Annotated in this window: 17 protein-coding genes; 3 read left to right on the forward strand and 14 right to left on the reverse strand. The window is 49.6% G+C overall.

Features of this window, described 5'->3' with window-relative positions:
• Positions 1 to 7 precede the first annotated feature (7 nt).
• Positions 8 to 2,539: a DUF1592 domain-containing protein gene (locus R3B84_04245; protein ID MEZ6139763.1), complete on the reverse strand. Its 2,532-nt coding sequence runs from the start codon at positions 2,537 to 2,539 to the stop codon at positions 8 to 10.
• Between the two features lie 258 nt (positions 2,540 to 2,797).
• Here R3B84_04245 and surE point away from each other — a divergent pair, with 258 nt between their 5' ends.
• Complete coding sequence (gene surE / locus R3B84_04250) at positions 2,798 to 3,484, forward strand: 5'/3'-nucleotidase SurE (protein ID MEZ6139764.1); 687 nt, start codon at positions 2,798 to 2,800, stop codon at positions 3,482 to 3,484.
• Here the strand turns inward: surE and gcvPA are convergent.
• The 4 genes from gcvPA to R3B84_04270 form a co-directional block, all read right to left on the reverse strand.
• The gene (gene gcvPA / locus R3B84_04255) at positions 3,481 to 4,827 is read right to left on the reverse strand and encodes an aminomethyl-transferring glycine dehydrogenase subunit GcvPA (protein ID MEZ6139765.1); all 1,347 of its coding nucleotides are present in this window, start codon (positions 4,825 to 4,827) and stop codon (positions 3,481 to 3,483) included. The two genes, surE and gcvPA, sit on opposite strands and share 4 nt — an antisense overlap.
• A gap of 51 nt (positions 4,828 to 4,878) precedes the next feature.
• A complete protein-coding gene (gene gcvH, locus R3B84_04260; protein MEZ6139766.1) occupies positions 4,879 to 5,259 on the reverse strand; it encodes a glycine cleavage system protein GcvH in 381 nt (126 codons plus the stop codon).
• Positions 5,260 to 5,272: 13 nt separating this feature from the next.
• Positions 5,273 to 6,358, reverse strand: coding sequence for a glycine cleavage system aminomethyltransferase GcvT (gcvT, locus tag R3B84_04265; GenBank protein MEZ6139767.1), 1,086 nt, complete (start codon positions 6,356 to 6,358; stop codon positions 5,273 to 5,275).
• 281 nt (positions 6,359 to 6,639) lie between these two features.
• A complete protein-coding gene (locus R3B84_04270; GenBank protein ID MEZ6139768.1) occupies positions 6,640 to 6,951 on the reverse strand; it encodes a hypothetical protein in 312 nt (103 codons plus the stop codon).
• A 185-nt stretch (positions 6,952 to 7,136) separates the two neighbouring features.
• On the opposite strand from R3B84_04270, the gene R3B84_04275 reads away from it, so the two are divergent.
• Positions 7,137 to 9,791, forward strand: a complete 2,655-nt coding sequence (locus R3B84_04275; GenBank protein ID MEZ6139769.1) for an ABC transporter substrate-binding protein — start codon at positions 7,137 to 7,139, stop codon at positions 9,789 to 9,791.
• Positions 9,792 to 9,802: 11 nt separating this feature from the next.
• Here the strand turns inward: R3B84_04275 and R3B84_04280 are convergent, their stop codons facing one another.
• The 5 genes from R3B84_04280 to R3B84_04300 are packed head-to-tail and all read right to left on the reverse strand — an operon-like array spanning position 9,803 to position 14,521.
• Positions 9,803 to 10,603 carry a cephalosporin hydroxylase family protein gene (locus tag R3B84_04280; protein MEZ6139770.1) on the reverse strand — a complete coding sequence of 267 codons (801 nt, stop codon included), beginning with the start codon at positions 10,601 to 10,603 and terminating at the stop codon, positions 9,803 to 9,805.
• Positions 10,603 to 11,646: a class I SAM-dependent methyltransferase gene (locus tag R3B84_04285; protein MEZ6139771.1), complete on the reverse strand. Its 1,044-nt coding sequence runs from the start codon at positions 11,644 to 11,646 to the stop codon at positions 10,603 to 10,605. Before R3B84_04285 ends, R3B84_04280 begins: the two co-directional genes overlap by 1 nt.
• Positions 11,643 to 12,479: an NAD(P)-dependent oxidoreductase gene (locus R3B84_04290; protein MEZ6139772.1), complete on the reverse strand. Its 837-nt coding sequence runs from the start codon at positions 12,477 to 12,479 to the stop codon at positions 11,643 to 11,645. The genes R3B84_04285 and R3B84_04290 overlap by 4 nt, the downstream gene beginning before the upstream one ends.
• 26 nt (positions 12,480 to 12,505) lie before the next feature.
• Positions 12,506 to 13,333, reverse strand: coding sequence for an alpha/beta fold hydrolase (locus R3B84_04295; GenBank protein ID MEZ6139773.1), 828 nt, complete (start codon positions 13,331 to 13,333; stop codon positions 12,506 to 12,508).
• Between the two features lie 15 nt (positions 13,334 to 13,348).
• The gene (locus R3B84_04300) at positions 13,349 to 14,521 is read right to left on the reverse strand and encodes an enolase C-terminal domain-like protein (protein MEZ6139774.1); all 1,173 of its coding nucleotides are present in this window, start codon (positions 14,519 to 14,521) and stop codon (positions 13,349 to 13,351) included.
• A gap of 138 nt (positions 14,522 to 14,659) precedes the next feature.
• Between R3B84_04300 and R3B84_04305 the strand changes: the two genes are divergently transcribed.
• Complete coding sequence (locus R3B84_04305) at positions 14,660 to 15,910, forward strand: formylmethanofuran dehydrogenase subunit B (protein MEZ6139775.1); 1,251 nt, start codon at positions 14,660 to 14,662, stop codon at positions 15,908 to 15,910.
• 85 nt (positions 15,911 to 15,995) lie between these two features.
• On the opposite strand, the gene R3B84_04310 is transcribed toward R3B84_04305, so the two are convergent.
• The 4 genes from R3B84_04310 to R3B84_04325 form a co-directional block, all read right to left on the reverse strand.
• Positions 15,996 to 17,921, reverse strand: a complete 1,926-nt coding sequence (locus R3B84_04310; protein ID MEZ6139776.1) for an NAD-binding protein — start codon at positions 17,919 to 17,921, stop codon at positions 15,996 to 15,998.
• An 82-nt stretch (positions 17,922 to 18,003) separates the two neighbouring features.
• A complete protein-coding gene (locus R3B84_04315; GenBank protein ID MEZ6139777.1) occupies positions 18,004 to 20,178 on the reverse strand; it encodes an NfeD family protein in 2,175 nt (724 codons plus the stop codon).
• Positions 20,179 to 20,357: 179 nt separating this feature from the next.
• A complete protein-coding gene (locus tag R3B84_04320; GenBank protein MEZ6139778.1) occupies positions 20,358 to 20,864 on the reverse strand; it encodes a hypothetical protein in 507 nt (168 codons plus the stop codon).
• A 62-nt stretch (positions 20,865 to 20,926) separates the two neighbouring features.
• Complete coding sequence (locus R3B84_04325; protein MEZ6139779.1) at positions 20,927 to 21,895, reverse strand: M28 family peptidase; 969 nt, start codon at positions 21,893 to 21,895, stop codon at positions 20,927 to 20,929.
• Positions 21,896 to 21,960: the final 65 nt, after the last annotated feature.

Below are 21,960 nucleotides of genomic sequence, written 5' to 3' on the forward strand. Positions count from 1 at the left end.
TGGGGAACTATTTTCTCCCAAATGCGGTGCTGGTCACGATTGCTTGTAACAGTGTATTCAAAGTAGCAGGCTCCTTTTCAAGTTTTTCTACGAGCACCGAAATCGTGGGTTGGTCTGCCAGGCCAGGTTCTCGTCCCAGGGCATAGGTCAACAACTTAGTTGCCAGGCACCGATAGAACAATTTTTTATCTCGCAGCATCACTTGTTGCAAACCAGCAACACCCACAAACTTGGTGCCGTCGATCATTTCTGCCGAAGCATCAATCAGTGGGTCGTTGGAGCCAATGCGACCTTTGTAGCCAAATCCTTCCCGATCACGCCATTCGCCTGCAGCATTGAAATTTTCCAGTGAAAAGCCAAGTGGGTCGATCTTGTTGTGGCAGCGGGCACATTGATCCAGCTCCCGGTGAATTTCCAGACGTTTCCGGACAGTTGCTTTATCAATTCCTGGTACTTTAGGTGCAATCTCACCAGCGTTCGCAACAGGTAAGCCAGGGTCAATGCCTAACAACGTTTTCAGAATCCATGTGCCACGTTTCACTGGTGATGTGCGGGTGCCGTTAGAAGTTACCGTCAGGATCGATGCCTGGGTGACAATCCCCCCACGGTGAACCTCAGGCGGGACAGCCACTTTGCGAAAGTAATCGCCCGAGACATTGGGAATGCCATAGTAACGTGCTAACCGTTCATTGATCACCACGTAATCGGAGTCGATGAAATCAGAGAGTGGGCGATGATTCTTCAGGATTTCCTTGAAGAATTCTTCACTTTCCTGAATCATCGAAACTTCCAGGTGCCGATCATACCGTGGGTATAAATCAGGTGCAGGTGGATTCTTGCCTACTTCACGAAGGGCGAGCCATTGTCCGGCAAAGTTTTGTACAAACGCACTGTTTTTCGGATCGGCCAGCATTCGAGCAAGTTGTTCCAACCGCACATTTGGATCCAGAATTTTACCATTGTCTGCCAGGCGATTGAGTTCATCATCCGGCATACTCGACCACAAAAAGTACGACATCCGTGCTGCCAACTGGTGGGCATTCAGTTGATCCTGTTGCGGTGTTTCTGTGGTTTCCACCAGGTAAAGAAAGTGTGGTGAAGTCAGCACTGCCGCAAAGGCTTCTTTGATTGCACTGTGAAAATCTGCACCGGCAGCTTTGGCATTCAGATACAAGCGATGCTTGCGTGCAACTTCATCGGCAGTCACTGGTCGGCGAAATGCTTTCCGCATGAACTGGGTCAGCACCTTACTTGCATGGTTATCCTCATTCGATTGATCGATAGTTCCCAGCAATTTAGTATGTGATGAAGGCGGCCAGGCATCGTATATCGGGCCTTCCAGTTCAAACCATTCCACCAATAGCTCCGGGCGTGCCAGACGGTTCTGCAGCCAGAAGTTTTCCAGTTCCCGCGGGATACTGTAGGCATAATGCAGACTAATCCCGGCACTTTCCGTGGTGAAGCGTGTGCGGATTTCATGCACTTTCGGCTTCTCCAGCGTGCCATCGCAATCGAACTCGGCAATTGTTTTCGGTTGTGGGCCAAGCTGCACCGTCATTTTCAGACGGGCAGGGCCATAGTCATACATGCGATCTGTTTCAAAATGCTTCAGATCGTTCTGCATCTGTTGCAGTGTATATTTCGCACCCTTTGGATTTTTCTTATCCTGCTCAATTCTTCTGGCATCCAGAATTTCTTTTGCCGAAGCTACCACTTCATCCCGTTTCGGAATAATGCTGGCTGCTTTGATGCGAATGATATATTCCCCAGCCACAGGCACGCGGAAGTTGCGTGCGCCGATCCCTTTGTCCCATGAATCGTGATGAATACGAACCCAAGTGCCTTGCTGCGTATTGTTGCCGCCATTGACGATGACCGAACGATTTTGCTCGTCTACTTTCACTCGCCTGCGATCCATATCTCCCACCGTGGGTTCGAATTTCCAGCGAATTGCCTTGGGCCGTTCGCCAGTAACGATTGCCCGGTCGAGCACTTCGCGTGCGGCACGGAAGTAAGTTTCCAGTTGCAATGGCGACATCGTGAGTGCCTTGCCGTTGTTGTCAAAGCCACCTGCCAGCGGATCTTCCGGAAAATAGCTGGTATCGTAATCAATTCCCAGTAAATCCCGGATGGTATTGCGATATTCTTCACGATTCAATCGACGTAGAACCACCTCCGCTTCACGCTGAGATAATTCTGCAGCCACTGCCTGAGCAGTGATCCAGTCGACTACGGCAGCCACTTCCTTTGCAGTTGGCTGCACACTTTTTTTAGGTGGCATTTCATGACTGTTTAATACGTTGACTACTTCACGCCATTTGGCTTTGGTGGCTGCATCAGTGAAATCATTAGTCAGTTTCGTTGTTTCTACAGAGAAGTCGCCTTTCAACGATTTGCCCGCGTGGCACTCCGCACAATATTGTTGCAGGAAAGGAGTGACCACCATCGAAAACTGTTTGGCACCTTCTGTGGTTGCCTGCTGAGAGTACCCATGAATCGTCGCCACCAAAAGTGCCAATGTTGCAAATTGAATTTTCATCGCCGATCACCTGTCTTCACAAACTTAGTGGCTATTGGAACTGGGATTGGACAATCGATCCACAGTGATTTTGCCACTTGCACATATTAATATTGCCTTGAGGAGGTGTGATTGATTCAAAATTTGGCACATTTTTGCAAAATGGCGGAAAAAAGCCGGAAATGGCTCTCATTTGGCTTTCATATTCTGGCAATCTGGTAATTTTCTGCACCCACTCCATAAGAATGGGAACAACAAATCATTTTTTGTGGGGATCAATTGGCACGGAATATTTTAGTCACCAACGACGACGGCATTGGTGCGGAAGGGATTGAAACGTTGTTTGCACTGGCATCGCAGTTTGGTAATGTGGTGCTGGTGGCACCTGCAGAACCACAGTCGGGGTGCAGCCATGTGATTACCGCACATCAGGCGGTTAGATTTGAACAGGCCAGAGCAGGTCAGTTTGTTGCCCACGGCACTCCGGCAGATTGCGTGAGGCTGGCATTGTTGAACCTGCCTCAACAGTTCGATCTGGTGCTTTCCGGAATCAACCACGGTGGGAATCTCGGGGCAGATATTTTTTGTTCCGGAACTGTCGCAGCCGCACGCGAAGCCCGATTACACGGCATACCTTCGGTGGCACTTTCCCACTATCGGGCACCCAGCAGAGACTTCGACTGGCAACGGGCTGCCGAACTTGTTACTCAGGTGTTACACAAAATTCTCGATCAACCGTTACAAGCGGGGGAATATTGGAATGTCAATTTACCCCACCATCCAGATGTGCAACCAGAACTTATTGAATGTCCGGTTGATCCCCACCCGCATCCGCTGGTGTACGAGCCTGATGAACTTGGCTGGAAATATGCAGGGATTTACCATGAACGACCACGTTTGCCTGAATCGGATCTGGAAGTGTGTTTTGCAGGGCACGTAGCTATTTCACGCTTAAGAACACATTAAGCAAGCACGCGTTTCAGTGCTTCGCAAAGTCCCAGAATTTCATCTTTCGTTCGTTTTTCAGTAACTGCCACGGTACCCACGGTATCCCACGTAGGGTAATAACGATTCACAGATAGTGGGGCAAAGTAACCGTCCTGTTGCAGTTCTTTACGGATTGCATCCACAGGTTTCGGAAAACGCAATGCAAATTCTTTGAAGAAGGGTCGATTAAACGCCATAGATACACCGGGAATGCTGCAAAGTTGCTCTGCGGCAAAATGTGCCTTCTGCAAACAGTGTTCCGCTGTTTCTTTTAAGCCTTTCGGGCCGAGTGCCGTGAGAAACACAGCGGCTCGAAGTGCAAACAGGCCCTGGTTTGTGCAGATATTACTGGTAGCCTTATCCCGACGAATGTGCTGTTCGCGTGTCTGCAGTGTCAGCACCCAGCACCGTTTACCGTTCCGGTCGGTTGTTTCCCCCACCAGTCGGCCGGGGATTTTACGTACAAATTCCTGTCGACAGGCCATTATACCGAGATACGGCCCACCAAAACCCATCGGTGTTCCTAAAGACTGGCCTTCTGCTACCGCAATATCGGCATGATAGTCGCCTGGGCGTTTCATCACTCCCACGCTGATCGGATCAAAGCTGACAATGACCATTGCACCACTTTGTTTAGCAATGCGGGTCAGTTCTACCACATCTTCCAGATGACCAAAAAAGTTCGGCTGCTGAAAGATAACCGCGGCGGTCTGGTCATTGACTGCTTTTTGCAGATCTTCCGGCAACAGATAGCCATCGGAAGTGGGTAATACCACCAAGGGAACTTGAAGTGGGGTCAGATATGTTTCCAAAGTCTGGCGGTACTCTGGGTGAACGCTTCCCGCGATTACTACATTGCCACGGCGCTCGGTAATGTTCAGAGCCATCAGCACTGCTTCTGCCACGCTGGAGCCACCTTCATACAGGCTGGCGTTCGAGACATCCATGCCCGAAAGTTGGCAAACTAACGTCTGATATTCGTAAAACGCCTGCAAGCTTCCCTGGCTGGCTTCGGCCTGATATGGCGTGTAAGCGGTGTAAAACTCACTACGAGAACTTACTGCATCCACCACGGATGGGATAAAATGGTCGTAACTGCCCCCACCCAGGAAGCAAACACCGTCGCCAGCCGCCTGATTTTTTCCACCAAGGTGGTGCAGATGCCGCGTCAATTCCAGTTCGGACATTGCCTTTGGAATCTCGAGATCCCGATTCAGCCGCAAAGCAGCCGGAACCTGGGTAAACAACTCTTCAATACTTGCAGCCCCAATAGATTGCAGCATTTGCTCGACATCACTGGGGGTGTTCAATACATACGGCACAAAAATGCTCCGGAATCGTCTTTCTCTGTTTCTCTGAACCACAACACCTGCTTAGTGGCTGGCAAGCTGTTCTTCGTATGTCTTCAGATCCAGCAACTTGCTCTTATCGACATCTCCTGACAATTTCACCCGAATCATCCAGCCTTTACGGTAAGGATCTTCGTTGATCAGTGCGGGATCGTTTTCCACTGCTTCGTTTTTTGCCATCACCGTACCAGCTACGGGACAGTTCAGGTCAAATACTGCCTTGACCGACTCAATTTCGCCAAACCGTTGCAACTGATTCACTGTGGTGCCCACTTTGGGCAGTTCCAGGTGGGTCACATCGGTCAGTTGGTCTACCGCAAACTGGGTAATTCCCACAGTTGCCACTTCACCTTCAATTTCCACCCACTCGTGGGAAGTGGTAAACAACAGGTGTGAAATATCCATAGTCATCTCTCGCTTAAGAAGCACGTTGGTAAAAAGGTAATTCTACAATGCGGGCATTTACATGGGTGCCACGAATATCCACAACCAATTCCGTGTTCACAGCAGAACACTGCGGATCCACGTAGGCCATCGCAATTGATTGTTGCAATGTTGGGGCATAACTGCCGCTGGTAACAATGCCAGCGGGATGATTGTTCTGCAGCACGATGCACCCTTCGCGGGCAGCCCGTTTGCCTTCCAGCACCAGTCCCACCCGTTTTCGTATATTGTGATTCGTGGCACGTTCCTGAATGGCGGTTTTGCCAATGAAATCTGCTTTTTGCAACTTTACAGCCCAGCCCAGGCCCGCCTGGATGGGATCGGTTTCTTCGTTCAGTTCGTGCCCATACAGTGGCATCGCGGCTTCCAGACGCAGGGTATCGCGTGCACCCAGGCCGCACGGTTTGATGCCACGTGCCACAAAATCATCAGCCAGATTTGTCGCAAGTTCCTTGCTAACAATCACTTCCAGCCCATCTTCCCCAGTATAACCAGTGCGGGAAACCAGGCAGTGCTGGCCCCGGTAATCACCCACCGCACCGTAGTAATACTTCAAGCTAGCAGCATCAATACCGAACAGCCCCGTTGAGTTTGCAATCGCCTTGGGGCCTTGAATCGCAATCATGGCGGTATTAAAGGTCTGGTCGTCCCACGTGACCTGCAGTTGGTGCAACTGCTGGATTTGATGAAAATGCTCTAATATTTTGGTGCGGTTCGAGGCATTTACCACCATCGAAAACTGGTTTTCTGCCCAGCGATATACCAGCACATCATCCAGGATGCCACCAACATCGTTGCAAACAAGCCCGTAGCGAATCTGGCCCACTTTCAGGTTGCTGACCGCGTTGGTGTAAACCAGTTCCAGAAAAGTAATCTGATCGGGACCTGAAAACTCAATCCGCCCCATGTGGGAGATATCAAACAGGCCCGCCTGCTGGCGAACAATCTGGTGCTCTTCGATGATCGAACTGTACTGCACTGGCATTGACCACCCACCAAAGGGGACCATGCGTGCTTTTTGTGCGTTGTGCCAATCAAATAAGGGTGTCAACAATTCCATTCAACAATTCCCACCTTCGTAGTGGCCGATAACGATACAATTCGATTTTGCCAGAGTTAGGCAGTCGAGAGTGGCTGTCATCCGGAAAAGATCATTTATATGAAAGCCATCATGTCTGGAAAGCTTCTCATGAAGGCATTGAAACAGAATTTCCTGCTCACAGATCCAAGAGAAATCGTGCAATGAACAATTCGAATTCAGCTCAAATAAATCGAAAAAATGGCGTAAAAAAACCCCGCACACGGTGCGAGGCCACTGAAATTATTAGAAATCAATGAAGACTAGTTGGCGTCTTTCTTTTTCTTGCCACCACCCATCTTCAGACCTTTCAGGGTGTCACCTTCGACATCCAGGGTCATCTTGGTGCCTTCTTTCAACTTGGGGTTGCTCAGCATTTTGCTGACTTCGACTTCTTTCTTGCCGAATTTCAATTTCAGATCTTCAGGAACTTTGTATTCCTTGGTGTCTTCGCCCACTTTAACGGTCAGTTTGCCTTCAGCAAATTTGACGAAAGTGGCCTTCACTTCTTCAGCAAACACGGTGCCGAAGGTCAACATCAGAGCTGCAGTAACAGCAAGCAGTTTGCGAACCATGTGGTTCTCCTTTTGAGGTAGAAATCCTCGGTGTACGACCTGGTTCAAACGATTTGCATACCGTTTGAACGAAAAAACTGTATGGCCCACGCCCAAAGAAACATTCCCTGGCGCGTTTGCCATAACCTCTGGTATAATCAACACCAGAGTATTTGGAAAGTATCGTGCAAAGTGGTGAAAAATTGATGAGGAAAATACCTGCACCTACAGGCACCATCCTGCTGGCAATCGGTTTGACTTTTTTCGTTTCAGCAATTTACGGTCAACCGCCTCGAAAAGAAGTGGAAGATGGCCCGAATGTGCCGATGGTTCCAGTGCCTCCACCCCAGAATCCCGAGGCGGGCAACAATAATCCCGCTAATCCGGTTCCGGTTCAAGTGGGCACGATGCAGGAAGAGCTGAACAAAACTACCAACACAACGGCCCGCAACCTTTTTCGCACTTTGTTAATCCCATACGACACACTGCAATCCAACTTTGCAGGTGGGGCTACTTTCCAGACCGAATTGCTGCCTTTTCGCAAATTACCTGAGCAGGAATTCGAATTCGGTAAACTCGATACGACCCTGCAAAAATCGACCCAGTTCAAGATGAATACTGGTTCTGGATTCGACTTGATCCCATTTGAACTGATGGTGTTAAAAAAAGTAGATTTTTTTCTGCAAAACACCAAAACTGGCCTGGAACGACCAGATCAATTGAATGTAGCGCTGCGTGCTGTGGCGGTGGCCTATAAAAACCACCAGCGATGGGTAACCAGCGGCAAGCGCGCTGGCGAAGGCTGGGCAGAGGTGGGCGACCAGTTGAAAGCCCAGATGTTAAAACTGCAACGTCAGACTTTCACGGCATACATTGCCGCAGAAAAGTACGATCAGGCATTAGAAATCGGGCTTCAACTCTACACCGAAAATCTGAACGATATCGACATTCAAAAAGATTTCTTTGGTTTTCAGTTAATGCGGGCTCAGAAAACGCTGAAAAACCCATCCGATCAGGAATTGCTGAGCTTACGGGAAACATTGCTGAATTATGAGCAGTTGCCTGGCAAAAAAGACTCTGCCTTAATCGCCACTGGTCGCAGGTGGTTGAATCAGCGGGCGCAGATTCTGGTGAATGAGGCACTGAAGCTGGATCAGATGAACCAGACCGCTGCTGCGTTGAATCGACTCCGACAGGCGGAAACGATCGCACCTGAGCTGGAGGCAATACCAGCCGCACGTGGGAAAATCCGTGGGAAGGTGCTTTACGTTGGAGTAGCCGAACTTCCACAGAAAATGTCACCCCTGACCGCTTATAATCAGGCAGAGCAGTGGGCTGTCGAACTGATGTTTGAAGGCTTGTTGACGAATATTCCCACTCGGGATTCCGCCCGATATCAGCCGCAGTTAATTACTCGCCTGCCAGGTGCAGAATCTCTTCGCCGGACAGTCCAGTTGCACAACAATGTTCGGTGGGGCAAATCTGAAGCCAGCCACCTCACTTCGGCTGATATCCGCGAGACACTACGGGTATTGCAATCCGATACTTTTCTTGGGCGAAATGCTGCCACAAATACGCACTTGATCGACAAACTGGAGCGGTTGGGAGATCCCAATCAACTGACCTTATTTCTGCAGCATGGTTTAATCGATCCCCATATCACGATGCAATGGAAAGTCTTACCAATGAACTACTTACGTTCGCAAGGAATGAATGCAGACGATGATCGTTTTGCCCGCGAACCGTTTGGCAGTGGGCCGTATCGCTACATCAACCGCGAGCAGGAAATTCGCAAGAAGGAAGCGGTGGTTTTTCGGGCGAATACTGATTACGGTTTACGCACCAACCTGTTTGGTTTGCCCAACATTCATGAAATCCGCTTTGTGGAGGTGAATGAATCGAGCATTGCGGAAGAAGTGGTTGCTGGACAGTTACATTATCTGCCCGATGCCCCACCTGCGCTGGCACAGCAGGTCAAGAGTTCCCAAGTGTTACGAAATCATCTCAACGTAATACCAATCACCCACAATAGGCGGATCAGCATGCTGGCGATCAATCATCGTCGACCGGAATTGCAGAATGAAAAGTTTCGACAGGGAATCATGGCAGCAATCGATCGTGAAAAAATTCTGAACGACCACTTTCGAAGTGGGGACAAAACTGCCCACCAGGCACTTACTGGTCCAGTCCCACTGAATTCGTGGGCGACACCGAAGAATGCGAGACAGGTTTCCCTGTTTCGGCCGGGTTCGGAAGCACTGTTTACAGACGCACTGCCAGCGAATAAATCTGTGCGGTTACGATTGGCATTTTTGGCCCGTGATCCCAACATGATCAATATCTGTGGAGAGTTGAAAGCCCAGATTGAAGCCGCAGGTGGGCAGGTGAACAACGAAAATCGCATTCAAATTGATCTGCAACCGCTGGATGCCACCCGATTTCGGGAAAAAGTGCATCTGGAACGCGATTTTGACCTCGCATTGACCCACCACGAGTATGCAGATGACTGGTTTGACCTGAACTCTCTTTTAGATGCGAATGCTGTGGGCAGAGCAGAACGGAACTTTCTTGGCTATCTGGATCGTTCGACCAATCCCAGTGATGCTGATCGACGCTTTGCATCGTTACTTGATTCTCGGCTGCGGTTTCGCAATTTTGAAGAGTTCCGCCAACGTACGTGGGATACCCACCAGTCGTTTAACCAGCGGGTGCCATTTGTGCCACTCTGGCAGATCGATCGCTTTGCATTGGTACATCACCAACTGGAAATTCACCTGGAACGAGCCGATGATCGACCTGATTTGACCGTAATGAACCCGGCTGTAGGTTTTACGAATGTGCAATGGTGGAAATTAAAATAGTCTCATTTTTGTCAGCCTAACCGCTTCAAATAACCTTCGGGCGCCACAGAAATCAGCAACTGTGAATCAGTTGTGTGGTCGATTTCAAAAGATAGTGGTTTTCCATCCTGCCCCACGGTGGGGTGATTTTCCAGGTGCTTTAAGTAGGCATGAACTGCTGTTTTCGGGTTGTTTCCCTTGCCCCAGGGCCGATCAACAATCAATTCCGATGGCAGATCTTCTACCACACCATCGAAGACGACACAATAACTGCTCACACTCGTCAGTGGTGCATACGCCAGTAGTTCTTCATAAACGTGGTCGTGCGTGTGGTTGGAATCGAGACAGATTAATACTTTTTCATATTTCTGTGCCGTGGCACTCACCTGGCTGGTGATTGTGGGATCAATCGATGATCCCTGCAGCAGCTCGATATAGCTGGATAGAGGGTGGGCTTCGATTGCACTGCGGTTATGGGGTCGAATATCAATATCAATCCCTAACACTTTGCGTGGCAATGACTTGTTCGCTCCCTTTCCCGTTTGACGTGCGTCGCATTGATCGAGAATTGCCAGCATCGACGCATGAAAAATCAACGACCCACCATGTGCCACGCCAGTTTCAATGATCAGATCGGGTTGAACCGCCCAGATCAGTTCCTGCATCTTCACAATATCCTGGGGATATTGGATGATCGGCCTGCCCAACCAGTGAAAGTGGTAAGAATATTTTTCCCGAATCGTTTCCTGCATGAACTGCTTTGCTGCGGCTTGCAACTCAGGTTTGTGCGGATACTCTGCCAGGCGGGCCTGCATTTCTTCTTCAAATGACATCAGATAGTCTCGTATTGGAAACGGTTTCCGGTAGATTGTTGGATTTCGTTCAAGTAATTGCTGTTCATAATGCGAATTACGGTATCGGCGGGCATCATGCTGAGACATTCCGCGGGCGACTGAACCTGTAAACCGGTGACTGGTAAATATTTTCCCTGTTTGTTAGGATTAATATCCACGATCTGCTTCACTGGCAGGCACAGACGCTTGCGATGCAATGAATAAATAACACCTTTGGAAGCTGCCCCCCACACCACTTCTTTTGTGGGGTCGATTTTGGCTGTATCGATAATTGGCTGCAGACACTTTAGACTCTCGCTTGAAAATTCATGCCGAATCTCAAAATTAGTGCGTAAACTACCCAGGTCAGCAATGAGGTACAGGTACTGCTCTCCAAAACAACGACCTGCAGCATGTACGTTGTCAAACATTCCGGTCAGGTCGGAAAGCCGAAAATAGTTCACATGTTCATAGAAAATATCCCACCACGTACCGTTGCTGATAATCCAGTCCAGGCAAGGGACTTCAATGTAGATCAACCCATGCCCGCCATTCGCAACCCGCAACATCTGCAAAAACTGGTGCGGGTGCAGGATATGTTCCAGAACATGCCGCAAAACAAGGCCATTGGCTTGAAATTGATCTTCTGGGGCAAAGTATTTTCTGCGGATCCGTGGGTGGTCACCTGCAAACGAGGGATCAAACCCAGTAACATCGCACCCCTGAGCTAGCAGGAGGTCGAGGAAGAAGCCTTTGCCGCACCCCACCTCGACAAGATTGTCCTTTCCCATCTCTTGAATGATCAACTGTGCCACATCCTTCAGGTGGGCCTGAAATGCGGCACTGTGAGATTGCTCGTTGTCGTAATGAATGTCGTAAATCACACGTTCCGATTCAAATAGCTGGTTGTAGATATGACCTGTAACCGGATGGTGCACAAGTTCCAACGATCCCACTTCGGCTGTGATTGCCTGTTCGTAGGTGGGGTACACTTTGTTCTGAAACAAGGGCAGTTTGTCGACCTTGTATAGCACCTTACTCATGAAAACTCCGTTTTTCTGCCCACGATCATTGGGATTTCGTTGGGATTGTCTGGCAATGCACCAAACTGCAGAAAATCCCTTCTACCGTACAGATCGGCAATAGATTCTGCCAATTCCCGCACGGTGGTGGCATTGCCGGAACAAATGTTGGCCACCCCACAATAATTGCTTAATGCCAATTTGGCAATATTTGTTCCTGCCACATCCACTGGCAGATAATCGCGAATTTGGATTCCAGAGGTCAACTTTACAGGAAGTGCCTGACGAAGTTGTTGGTGCAGGTAGCCACCCAGACGTTGTGGCTTTTCGTCGCCTCCGTACAGAAAAAAAACTCTCGCCCAGGCGAATTGTGTGCCTGAAGCAGTAAACAATTGTCGTAACTTATTGCAGGTGTTTAACTTACATTCTGCATACAAGGATGAAGGATCCACGGGATCATCCACTTCCAATGGGGCATTTTTAGGGCGATATTCAAGGCAGGTGCCTACCCCAACGAATCTTGGAATGGCTAATTCCTGAACCACTAAAGCCATTTTCAGAGTGGCATCAGCGTATTCTTGATTCGTTTTGCTGTGCAGATATTTCCCTGGTTCAACATCCCACGCGAGATGCACCACCAGATCGTGGTGGGGGAGAAATTGTTGCCACTGATCGGTCGTAACTTCCCTGATATCCGGAACCTGGATCGATTTTACCCCAAGCCACCACACAGGCTTTGTAGGCAAATGACTCCGGGTCATTACAGTGACATCGTGGCCAGTTTCTACCAGGTGCTGCACAACATGGCTGCCAAGGTAACCTGTTCCACCAGTAACAAAGATTTTTCTTGGCATCGCACCTGACATCGTTGTGAAAATGGTTACTCTTGCAGCAAAAAGGTTGCCAGGTCTTCCACAAACGGGTGATTTTCTGGTTCAAATTCCAACGTGTGGTGGGCACCTGCGTATTCGATAATCTTTGAATTGCTGGGACTACGTTCGATGTAACGTCTGGTTTGGGCATTGTCAATAATCTGGTCTTCAGATGCCAGTTGGAGTAATACGGGCAATTTCAACCACTTTCGTGCACGCCGCAGATAAATATCCAGGCTGTTACTTTGAAACAACATTCGTGCGGTAGCCTGGTGCAATGCCAAGGAATCGTTGCGTATGAATTCCCGCCAGGTTTCACTGGTGGTAAACAAATTCGGGTCGTTCAGAGGGATATCGAACAGCTTCGTGGGTGCCCGCAACGCACACCGTCCAATCCAGAGTCGCTTCATTAATGACAGCCCCACTTTGGGGAACAAGCCTGGGCAAAGTAAGGCAAGTTTCTGCACCAGCCCAGGGTGCCGATATTGAAAACCGACACCCAGCTTCCCACCCCAACTGATTGCGGCTAATGAAGTGGTACCACCTTGCGGTAACTGCTTGATAAATTCGGCAATATCATCCAACAACCGTCGGAAACTGGGGCAATCACCACGATTATCTGTATTCAGCCCACTGCCACGGCGGTCGAGAAAATAGCATTCAATCCCGCGTGCGGCAAGCTGGGTACACGATCGTTCATACCAGCCAGCGTGGCTTTGGATCCCGTGCAGCAAAATTAAACGCGTTTTCGCATTGGGGGCGGGATAATGCCGAAATGCACACTGATAGCCATCGCTGCAGTGGTAATGGTGGATGGTGTATGCCTTGTCCGCCATGAAAATTCCCCAGTATCAACCACACAAAACAATCTGACGCTCAGATAATCGTTCAATCCATTCGGCCTGAACATCAATTCCCAGACCAGTGCGAACAATCGCGGGGGCTTTCCCACCGTAACCGAAGGTAATATCTTCCTTGCTGAGTGGGTACTGCACCAGGTGTCGATCGAACGAACCTTCAATTGCCAGTAGATCTTTGATGCAGGTGGCGAATTGTCTGCCAGCAGCAGAAAGAATGGCACTTTCCCCCACCTGACAGCCAAGTTGGTAGCGAATGCCATGCTGTTGGGCAAACTGAGCCAGCCGAATGGTGGGAATCAAGCCACCACATTTGGAAATCCGCAGGTTAAAGGCGTCAGCATAACCATTTTCCGCAGCAGTTCTGGCATCAATCATCCCACACAGTGATTCATCCAGCATGATGGGCGTTTTGACCTGTTTGCGGATAGCCGGAAGTGCCGCACAATTTTCGTGTGGGATCGGCTGTTCCACAGATATTAGATTGCTTGGTTCTAATTCCTGAATCTTTGCAACCGCTTCATCGGGTGACCATGCTTCATTCGCATCGACTCGCAGGGCGACATTTTTCCCCACGCGATTACGAATCATCCGTAATCGTTTGGGGTCGTCGTAACCTTCCATGCCCACTTTCACCTTAATACTGCGAAAACCGTAAATTCTCATTCGCCACGAAGCCAGGCGTATTTTTAACCCTTTGCGGGCGGAAGTAATCGCACCGCTGTAATAGACTTCATTTTGAAATTGATACAACTCTGGTGCTAGTTCCTTCGCCACATTACACAGTGGTTCGCCATAAACTTTGCCGTAGGCATCCAGCAGGGCCAATTCGAGCGCACATCGGGCAGCATTTCCCATCACACGACGGTCATCACCCGCAACTGTGGGCAATTCCAGCTTCTCCACCAGTGCCAGTACCTGCGAAAACGATTCCACAGGGGCCAATTGGTCACTAATTCCAGCCTGAGTCAGCAGATCAAGCCCCACATCAGCACTTTCACCTGTGACATACTCGCGTGGGACACCTTCCCCCCAGCCCCCCGTGCCATCGGGCAACTGCACCCGCACGATAATATTTTCGGTATCGTGCCGCACATGGGAGGCGTGCTTGATCACTTTTTTCAGTGGCAGGCGAATCTTATGTGCCACGATTGATACTGGTTTCATGAGGCTATTTTACGACTTTCAAACGTTTTGAAAGCCACCAGGAATACCAGTGATTTTCATTCTATTTTAATGATAATATTTTCATAAAATATTCTGTATTGTTAACCTTCGACGGTAACAATCGCTCGAATTGGATCAATGATGACCACTGAACTCCCCCAGGTCCAGATTTATGAAAATACTGCCTGTACCGCATGTGGGTGCGTGTGCGACGATATTCGTGTGACGATTTCTGATAATCGTGTGATCGAAACAGCCCACACCTGCGAGATTGGAAAAGAGTGGTTTTTATCACAAACACATACCAATCCAGCAGTTGCGGCATTTGAAGGTAAAGAAGTTCTGTTGGAAACGGCGATTGCTCGTGCCAGCGAACTCTTGAAGAATGCCAAATATCCGGTGATCTACGGGCTATCGCGCAGCACCACCGAAGGCCAACGTGCGGCGGTACATCTGGCAGAACAAATCCGTGCTACGATTGATACTTCTGCAGCCACCGGGCACGCACCTTCGTTGATGGCTTTACAGGAAGTGGGGGAGTCGACCTGCACATTGGGCGAAGTGAAACAGAGGGCCGACTTGATAGTGTTCTGGGGTTGCGACCCGGTGACGACGCACCCACGACATCTCGAGCGGTATTGCCCGCCTCGAGCTGGGCGAAAAATCATCACTGTTGATGTAGCCGAAACTCCCACGGCGAAGGTATCAGACCATTATTTTTCGGTCTCAGAAGGGAACGACTGGCAACTTCTCACAGAACTTAGGGCGTTGCGAAAACAGCCCAACTGGGAGGGGGCCAGCATCACCGCGAGGCATCTGCACAAACTTTTTCATGGATCGCGGTTTGGAATCGTCTTTTTTGGTGGGGGGTTGGTGAAACAGCCTTTTGCCCACCGCACAGTAGAAGTGCTGCTTCGTTACACGATGGAACTGAACGATCAGCGCCGATTTTACGCACGTCGCCTGCGCCGGATGGGCGATGTAGCTGGCGCAGATAGTGTGCTGACCTGGCAAACAGGTTTCCCATTTGGTGTGAACTTTGCATCTGGCTCCCCACGCTACAACCCGGGTGAGTTTACCGTGCCTGAGATGCTTGCCCGCCGAGAACCCGATCTATGCCTTTTAATTGGGTCAGAAACGATCAGGGATTTCAGCAGTGCCGCACTCTCCCACCTTCGAAATATCCCAACGATCACACTGGATTCGCCGGGCACGCAATCTCCCGTCCCACCCACAATCCGGTTTCATACAGCAGTTTACGGCATTCATAAGCAAGGCACGGCATACCGGATGGATGAAGTCCCAATTCCACTAAGGAAAATTGCTGATTCAGCCTATCCCAGCGACTACAATGTTCTTCGCAGGATATTGGAATACTTGCAGAAATGATCGCCCAACAATTGAACAGAACTGGTATCAATTTAATTTGGTTTCTATGGCAGAGAACAAGTAATGAAATAAGTATCTATGTCTTTCATCGGAGGCAGGGTTCCACTGTAACCGCAACCTTATCTCTCTGAAGGTGGGTTTTCATCGCCAGTGCATTTCCAAGGCTGAGGTGGTTCGCGAGTACAAAAGGCGGTGTTTCCAAAGTTTTGCTGGCCGTTTCATCATCGTAGCTGAATGTGATTTTCAACTGATTCAGCAGATAATCCCGTGCTGTCAGTGGGAATTGCTGCACCACCACCTGTTGGTTACGAGGGGCTGGTAGCCGACGGGATAATCTGTCCAGATGATCTAATGGAGCAATCAACCGTAAAGTATCACCAACTTTCAGGCGGTATGCTGAATCAGGTGCTGATTGATTTCCTTCTGCCGAAACGATCGCTACGGGTACGCAGTGGTAATCAATCGAAATAGCCATAGCTGTCTGATCAAACAGCGAATCAAGATTGTCATGGACTTTCAGTTCAACAATAAACAGCAGGCGATGCTCCACCGTAAAGACAGCCCGTATTTGATCGCCAAAGAGGGCTGCAACGAAAGCAGGTGCTGCCAATTCCGGAATACTGAGGGCAAATGGCACCTGTGCCGAGGTGCGGGCTGTTTCTGCCAGTGTGGTATCTGCCAGCAGTGGGATGATCCGTTGCGTGGCGTTCATTTCCCGCACCAACAATGTAATTTCGAGGTTGGCCAGGTCTGAGTTCGTGGTGCAGATAATTGCTTTTGCCTGGTCCGCCCGTGCCTGTTTCAAGACATCGGTGACGGTGGCATCGGCAGTCAGCACGGCAATCCCTTTGCGACGGCATGTGCCCACAAACGGATTATCTGCTTTGAGTTCAATGACGACGACTTCTTCTTCCATGTCATGCAGGTCGAAAGCGACACGCAGCCCCATGTTCCCGAGGCCCACCACGACAATATGGCCAGCATCGGGGATGCGTCTGACCTCCAGCACCCCACCCAGGCGGGCCCGAATCAGGAAGTTTGTGAGGATCGCAGTGAAGGCAGCAACCAGGATGGTACCAGTAAGGCGCAGACTTCCTACGAAAAATTTCCCCCACCCGGGGTAGTTGTCGCTGCTGACATCGTCGCCGGTAATAACGGCACCAATAGTGCGGATAAAGGCATCTGGCCAGCTTGCCTTCAGACCAAAGTGGAAGGTGAGCATGCTGCCAAAGAACACGGAGAGTAGCAAGACCGCGCCAATCTGCACCATCCGATCGGCGGTGTAGGCTGTTCGCACCAGCACGCGGAACCAACGAGTGAATCGATTCGCATACCACGCTTTGTGGGGCTTTACCGATGTGGAAGCAGCGATGGAATCGAACGCTGTAGGTGGGCCATGCAGCACCAGTTGATTGCCTGTTTGAAATTGTTGCTCTGGGCTTTGTTCCCAGCCCCACTGTGGCGGATGATTGGCCCAGATAATCTGCAGGCCTGTCTGTTTTTGAAAATAACCGGCGGAGGCCCGTACTGCCAAAGAATTATCGAACAGTTCACTATGTTGAACTTCGTATCGCTGGCCGTTAATCAGGTAAGATGCCTGGACATCACGGGCCATGGCGTTCGCAGCAATCATCGGTGCGGCCAATGCAGATACACTTAGTGCGGTAACATTATTCACCGTACTGCCGAGACGTGACAGCAGGTTTTGATTGAACATACGTAAGACAATGCGAACGTCCGGATTTAGTTTGCGTATCAGCAGCGTGGCGGCAATATTGTGAAGGTCGTCGCTGGTCATTAACAGGACGCCGGTTGCAGTTCGGACACCTGCAGCTTCAAGGTTGACAATATTGCGGAAATCTCCGCGTATCAGTGTGACCCCAAGCAGCCTAGGGTCGTCGGGCTGGGCTCGATCGTCAATTGCTACCAGCTTCATGCCAGTGGGGGCGAATGTTTCGATAACTCGCCAGCCAATTTTGCCCAAACCACAGATGATCACGGAACCTGTCATCGCGGATTCTCTTGTTGAACGATTTTGCAGAAGCAGGTGAGCGATTGTAAAGAGTGGCAGATTTTTTGAGGTGTTTCGTAGATCAGACCCGTTTTACAACGATCCGATTTCCTTCAACTTCCACCACTTGAATAGGAGTACCTGGATCGATGAAATCACCTTCGGTGACTACATCCACAAACGCATCACCAAACTTCGCAGTCCCTGCTGGTCTCAACATTGAAACAGCTGCACCTGTTTGGCCAAGTAAACTCAGTGCCTGTTCATTTCCTGGGAGGTATGGTACATCGTTGTCGGCTGCATCAGCAGGACTGGAAAGCATCAGTCGGTTAGCATATGGTACACTTGGTAGCAATCTGCCAAGGAAAAACGCCCCAATACCAGCCCCCACCATGGTCAGACCATAACGTAACATACGGGAGATCAATTCGATCCAGTCAGATCGGCTTTCCGGTGCCCGATCGACACCTGCAAGGACGATGCCACACAACATCAGGATGATGCCACTGACACCAGCAACGCCGAATCCTGGAATCAGGAACAGTTCTATCCCCAATAGCAGAATTCCCAGGATGAATAACATGATGGCCAGATAAATCAGTGCCCCACCGAGTTGGGTCTGGGACCAGAAGAAGAGCACGAAGCACAATGCAGCAACAATTCCGGGTAACATCAGGCCAGGCGCCTTCAGTTCCAGCACAAGACCGGCAATTCCAATGATTACCAACAGAATGGAAACATCGGTTCTGCGAAGAAATGCAGCAAAACTATCCAGCCACGATGGTTTGGAATTCCTGACATCACGCTGTTCCAGGTTCAGCAACGTGTAGACTTCCTGGATATCCTGGTTGGGAATCGTTTTTGCCAGCCGCAGATTTTCCATGGTGGTGGCATTCAACACCAGCCATTCCCCGCGTTGTTTGATCGGTGCCCCCATTGCTTCCCAGTTTTTGCCTTCCGCGGTACCTAATTTCTTTCGATCCATCACCTGAGTTTCCCCATTGGTAATGTTTCGAGCTTGAATCAGTTCGATCTCTGGATTAAAGAGTGCATCACAGATGATGCTGGGATAGCCCCGTTTTTCAGCGATTTCGCGGAGGTTTTGTGAGATAATCTCTGGGCTGAATCGTTGTTGATCTGCTGCACGCAGATAGTCTTCGAAATTCCCTAATTGGGCCTGTTTATTTGGTCCTCCACGGTACATGATGATTTTGTGACAAGCAAAGGCGATCATCGTACTTAAATCAGCGGCTTCATTGGGAATGTAGGCGATCGTTTCAGCCATATAATCGCCGTCTTTACCAAACGCCAGAATCATATCGGCAATTTCGCGTGCCGTGGTAGGATCGCCCCCACTACACTCCAATTGAAAAATGAAAGTATTTTCCTTGTTTGCACGGGCGGTTTCCAGTTGGCGACGCATTTTTTCCCGCAATGAGCCATCGATTTTCCCTTCCAGTCGAAACAGAACGCCCTTGCGTGCCATCGCACCCAGTGGGTCTTCATCAATGGAAGAGGCGGGTAAATTGTATCGTGCGGCTACTTCTGCGCGGGTTTCTTTCTGCAACTGACACAACCCGAACCGTCGAGCCTGCTCCACATCATACATTGCCAACCCGGCTGGCATGTTAACCGGTGTGCGATTGATCACCCGCACATCAGTGTAAAGGGGGTCGTTCGAGTCCACCTTGCGGAGGTCTACATAAATCTGCCCCCCACGATGAAGTCCTTGTACCATCACAACGTTTCGATCGATCATTTTCAGCACTGCAGCAGCCCGTGGCAGACCTGCAAGGCTGGTGTAGCGATCGATCTGATCCTGATTCAGCGGTTTTTCAGCACTTGCAACTTCGCCAATCCGGGCACTGCTGGACATCACCAGTTCAGAACAGGCAATGATCGGCAGCACGGTATGGTGGGTGGCTTTGGCGTGGACAAACGCCACTGGTGTAATGTTGTTGTTCGCTAGAGTTCGGATGTAATCGGCAAGATCGTAACAGGCCCCATAATTTTCGGTGGAGGCGTCCTGTCCATTCGGATTGAAATCGAACACCACGATTTTAATGTTACGGCCGGGGGTATTACGAGCTTTGTCGATCCCGGCCTTGATCTGATTCAGGGTGCCTTCCGTGATCGGATTTTTCACGGTAACAAACATCCCATCGGTGGCAGGATTCTGGGCGAATAGCTGCCCCGTGGCCAGCACGATGGCTGCGATTGACAGTATCCCAATGCGGACTTGTATGCGACCAATCATCGTTGCGTAACCTTTATGATGTATTTCAGGCGATCCAGCAGCCTGAATTCCCCTCACCGGCTGGCAATGTCATCCAAAAATTGGATTCAACTACCCGCGATTCACTGAGTGGCAACTTTATTATACCGCCCGACAGTGAATTTTTCGTCATCAAAGAGTTATTCGGTTCTCGTGGGCAATTATTGCGCAGATCCACCTTTCATTCGATTATTTATCTGCTGAGTGCGGACCATAGCCAAATCCCTTTCCAGTAGTGAACGCTGTTCACGCTGAATTCGGCGGATTTCCTGTCTGCCGTAAAGACTTACGGCAAAATAATCGACAATAGCCAGCAGTAAAACCATCAGTAGCACACCGAGTACCACAATCCAGTACATCACATAATTTTTCAGAAAAAGTTTGTCATTTTCCGACATTTCCGAATTGGGGGCCTTCTCTTTCATCTGGGCAATTTCTTCAAAGTGCTGGTGCTTGCCGGAAGAAAACGACCAGACAAGCAGGCCCGCCAGTGCCAGCATAAAAAAGGCGTTGGTGGTGCGTCTGAAGAACTGCCCCCGCAGGTAGCTGCGATCTGTGCTGGCGAGTACCCCGCGGCGATATTTCAAAAAATTGCGAAACTGGTACCGCAAGGACACAATTGCCAATCCCGCCAGCAAAACGGCAAAAGAGATGGCTGCCAGAAACATGATTGGAAGCTCCCACAATTAATGAGATTTCTTTCACTTAATAGCGGTGCATAAAAGTGAAGTTATTTTAATCTTTTCAGCCACTCGATGATTACTTTTGCCACATCGGTCATCGCACTTGGGGAACACTTGTCAGGTGTATCGCTCAATCGGTGCCAATGCTCATATTGTAGGTCGATAATGTCCACTGTGGGTATCTTCGCCCGGTTTAATGCGATGTGGTCATCACTGACGTTATCGCCCTTGCCATCTTCAAAGCGTGGAATTTTCAATTCGGCGGCAATATTCCACAAATCTTCGAGCACTTTACCCGCTAGAAACTTGGAATTCTGTTCTGGTCGAAACGTGGCACCATTGGCCGCAAACAAATCCAGCAGCACTCCCGCAACGTAAACATGTTTGGGAGGATTTTTTGTGTAATCATTCGCAAAATATTCGGATCCGAAGAAATAATTGTCGATTACCGGGTTGTGAATGTATTCTTCGCCATCAAACAGAATGAAATCGACCCCCACGTTTGGCTTCAGGTCTTTCATGCTATGGGCCATTTCCATCATAAACGCCACTGTCGAAGTGCCATCATTCGCACTGACAAACGGCTTGTACCAATCCCGTTTCTTCGGTTCCTGATCGGCAATCGGGCGGGTATCATAATGCCCGCAAATCAAGATGCGTTTTTTCATTTCGGGGTGCCAGGAGATAATCATGTTGGTCATCTCCACTTTCTCAACTTTACTTCTTTGGGAAGCGTCGAACTTTTGGAAAGTCACCACGGCACCAAATTTCTCAAAATGATCTTTGAGCAGTTTCTGCTGGGCTTTCATCCCATCGGACCCACTGATGCGTGGCCCGATTTTACATAGCAGGTCAAGATATTGAATTGCCCGGTCGCCATCAAAACCGGCAGTTTTGGTTTCTGCGAGCAGCTCATTTTCCTCGGTCTGATTATTACGATTCAGGAACACAAAAATCGTCGCAGCCCCACCCAGAGTCAGTGCCAGCAGCACCGCAAACTTCCAGTTATGCATCATCCCTACCTCCTGGCAATCCAAATGATATCTTACAGAAGTTTTCTAAGAAAAGATGGCCGGCGTCA

It is taken from the genome of Zavarzinella sp., from assembly GCA_041399155.1.
Classification (GTDB): domain Bacteria; phylum Planctomycetota; class Planctomycetia; order Gemmatales; family Gemmataceae; genus JAWKTI01.